Here is a 3099-nt window from a genome sequence, read left to right as displayed (position 1 = left end):
GAAGATCGGCGGATACGGTTTTCTGCGCTTCAGCCTGCCGATCGTGCCGGATGCCTCGCATCAGTTCGCCTGGGTGGTGATCCTGCTCAGCCTTATCGCCGTGGTCTACATCGGCTACGTGGCGCTGGTGCAGGAGGACATGAAGAAGCTGGTGGCCTATTCGTCCGTGGCGCACATGGGTTTTGTCACCTTGGGCATCTTCATCGCCTTCATGCTGGTGCGCGACCAGGGCAATACCGATGCCGCGCGCCTGGGCATGCAGGGCGCGATGGTGCAGATGATCTCGCACGGCTTCGTCTCCGGCGCGATGTTCTCGTGCATCGGCGTGCTGTATGACCGGCTGCACACCCGCCTGATCAAGGATTACGGCGGCGTGATCAACGTGATGCCGTGGTTCGGCTTCTTCTACGTGCTGTTCGCTATGGCCAACTGCGGCCTGCCGGGCACCAGCGGGTTCGTGGGCGAGTTCATGGTGATCCTGGCCAGTTTCAGCGCCAACCCGTGGATCGCGCTGTTCGCCGCGTTCACCCTGATCATCGGCGCGGCGTATACGCTGTGGCTGGTCAAGCGCGTGCTATGGGGCGAAGTGACCAACCCGCACGTGGCCGAGATGAAGGACATCAACGGCCGCGAGTGGCTGGTGCTGGGTGCGTTCGCCGCGTTGACGCTGCTGGTCGGCGTGTGGCCGGAACCGCTGACCCACCTGATGAGCACCTCGGTGGATCAGCTCGTGCAAGCGCTCGCCATTCATAAGGTTTGATCGACCATGCCGACTATCAACGACATTCTCATCATGCTGCCGGAGTTCTTTCTGGTTGCGGCGGCGTGCGTTCTTCTGCTGGCCGACGCCTTCATGAAACCAGCCGAGCGCGTGTACCTGCACTGGCTCTCCATCGGCGTGCTGGTGGTGACCGGCTACCTGGTGCTGCGCTATCAACCCGAGACCGCGGTCACCGCGTTCAATGGCATGTTCATTCGCGACGGCTTGAGCACGATCCTCAAGTTGTTCGCGATCCTGTCGACCATCCTGGTCTTCATCTACGGCCGTCCGTACATGGTCGACCGCAAGCTGTTCGTGGGCGAGTTCTACACGCTCATGCTGTTTGCGGTGATTGGCGTGATGCTGCTGGTTTCGGCCGGCAGCCTGGTGATGATCTACCTCGGCCTGGAACTGCTGACCCTGTCGTCGTATGCGCTGGTGGCGCTGAACCGTGATTCCAGCCTGTCCTCGGAAGCCGCCATCAAGTACTTCGTGCTGGGTGCGTTGTCCTCGGGCATGTTGCTGTACGGCATGTCGATGATCTACGGCGCCACCGGCACGCTGGGCCTGGCACAACTGCATGAGGCGATCCCGCACAGCGCGATGCCGCACCTGCTGGTGTTCGGCCTGGTGTTCCTGGTGATCGGCGTGGCGTTCAAGCTTGGCGTGGCGCCGTTCCACATGTGGATTCCGGATGTCTACGAAGGCTCGCCCACGGCGGTGACGGCCTTCATCGGCTCGGCCTCCAAGCTGGCCGCGTTCGGCATGGCGTTCCGCCTGCTGGCCACCGGCATGGGCGACTTCTCGCAGCACTGGCAGATCATGCTGGCGGCGCTCGCGGTGCTGTCGCTGGCGATCGGCAACGTGGTGGCCATCGTGCAGAGCAACCTCAAGCGCCTGCTGGCCTATTCGACCATCTCGCACATGGGCTACCTGCTGCTCGGTTTGGTCAACGCAGGTCCGGAAGGCTATGCCGCCGCGATGTTCTATGCGGTGAGCTACGCGCTGATGTCCACCGCAGCGTTCGGCGTGATCCTTGCGCTGAGCCGTGCCGGCTTCGAATGCGACAACATCGACGATTTCAAGGGCCTCAACCAGCGCGCACCGTGGATGGCGTTCCTGATGATGCTGGCGCTGTTCTCGCTGGCTGGCGTGCCGCCGCTGTTCGGCTTCTTCGCCATGCTGCTGGTGCTGCAGGCAGCCATCCATGCCGGCATGTTGTGGTTGGCGATCGTCGGCGCGGTGTTCGCCATCATCGGCCTGTACTACTACCTGCGCGTGGTGAAGGTGATGTACTTCGACAAGCCCGAAGCCGGCACCGAAGTGCGAGTCCAGCCCGATTTCACGCTGCGCCTAGTGCTGTCGCTGAATGCCTTGGTGCTGCTCGGACTTGGCTTGTACTGGGGCCCGCTGCTGAGCTGGTGCAAACAGGCCTTTGTGGGTTGAGAGAAAAAACTTTCCCGCAAAAGAGAAAAATAGCCGTCATGGTCTTGCAAGAATTCGGCCAAGTCGCTAACATTCTCGGACTCTGATGCGGGGTGGAGCAGTCTGGCAGCTCGTCGGGCTCATAACCCGAAGGTCGTAGGTTCGAATCCTACCCCCGCTACCACGTTCATCAGAAAAGCCGGCGATCGCAAGATCGCCGGTTTTTTTTATGCTCCTGGATAGCCGCGGCGATATGCGGATTTGCCTGTCTCGAAGGGCGATAAATCATTGCGTTGCAGCGTCCTGTTCCGTATACTTTCCAAACTCTGTAGCGGTCAGACGCGCGTGATACAGGCGCGAAACGGCAGGCGACCAGATCTTTCTTGGACAAGAAAGCCTCCTAGCGAGGCTTTTTTGTTGGGCGTAAGGATGCGGATGCGTCTTGTCGGGTGATAATCACCGGCTTGGAGCGCGCGGAAAGGCTCTGGTGGAGCGGGACATCGGCAAGGTAAGGGAATGGGCCGTCAGAGCCCATTTTTTGTTTCTGGCAACGGTATCGAGAGAGTGGACACACAGGCGCTAGCACAACGCTTCACCGAGGTTTTGGCAGATCTGCAGCTGGAATGCATCGGTGTGGAATTCAGCCCGTCCCAGGGGCAGAGCACGCTGCGCGTCTACATCGATACCGAAGGGCGCGAGGTCACCCTCGACGATTGCGAGGCGGCCAGCCGCGAGCTGTCGGCCCTGCTCGACGTTGAAGACCCCATTCCCGGTCACTACGTGTTGGAAGTGTCCTCGCCGGGCATCGACCGCCCGCTGTTCACCGCCAGGCAGGTTGCGAAAGCGATCGGGCAGGAAGTAAAGGTTCTGTTGAAGGCCCCGCTGGAAGGACGCCGACGCCTGCGCGGTAAGGT

3 protein-coding genes and 1 tRNA gene are annotated in these 3099 nt (G+C 61.1%); all 4 read left to right on the top strand.

All coding sequences use genetic code 11. The annotated features are described in order from the left end of the window. The coding region (locus VMA74_RS10535; protein WP_325366715.1) for an NADH-quinone oxidoreductase subunit M at positions 1–760 on the top strand (760 nt) is incomplete at its 5' end. Positions 761–766: 6 nt separating this feature from the next. After that, positions 767–2206: an NADH-quinone oxidoreductase subunit NuoN gene (nuoN, locus tag VMA74_RS10530; protein WP_325366714.1), complete on the top strand. Its 1440-nt coding sequence runs from the start codon at positions 767–769 to the stop codon at positions 2204–2206. Positions 2207–2292: 86 nt separating this feature from the next. Further along, positions 2293–2369 (top strand) — tRNA-Met (locus tag VMA74_RS10525). 380 nt (positions 2370–2749) lie between these two features. Continuing rightward, positions 2750–3099: ribosome maturation factor RimP (gene rimP / locus VMA74_RS10520; RefSeq protein ID WP_325366716.1), on the top strand; the 350-nt coding region annotated here is incomplete at its 3' end.

This window comes from Dyella sp. (assembly GCF_035508675.1).
GTDB lineage: Bacteria > Pseudomonadota > Gammaproteobacteria > Xanthomonadales > Rhodanobacteraceae > Dyella_B.
This window is presented reverse-complemented; position numbering and strand designations above follow the sequence as displayed.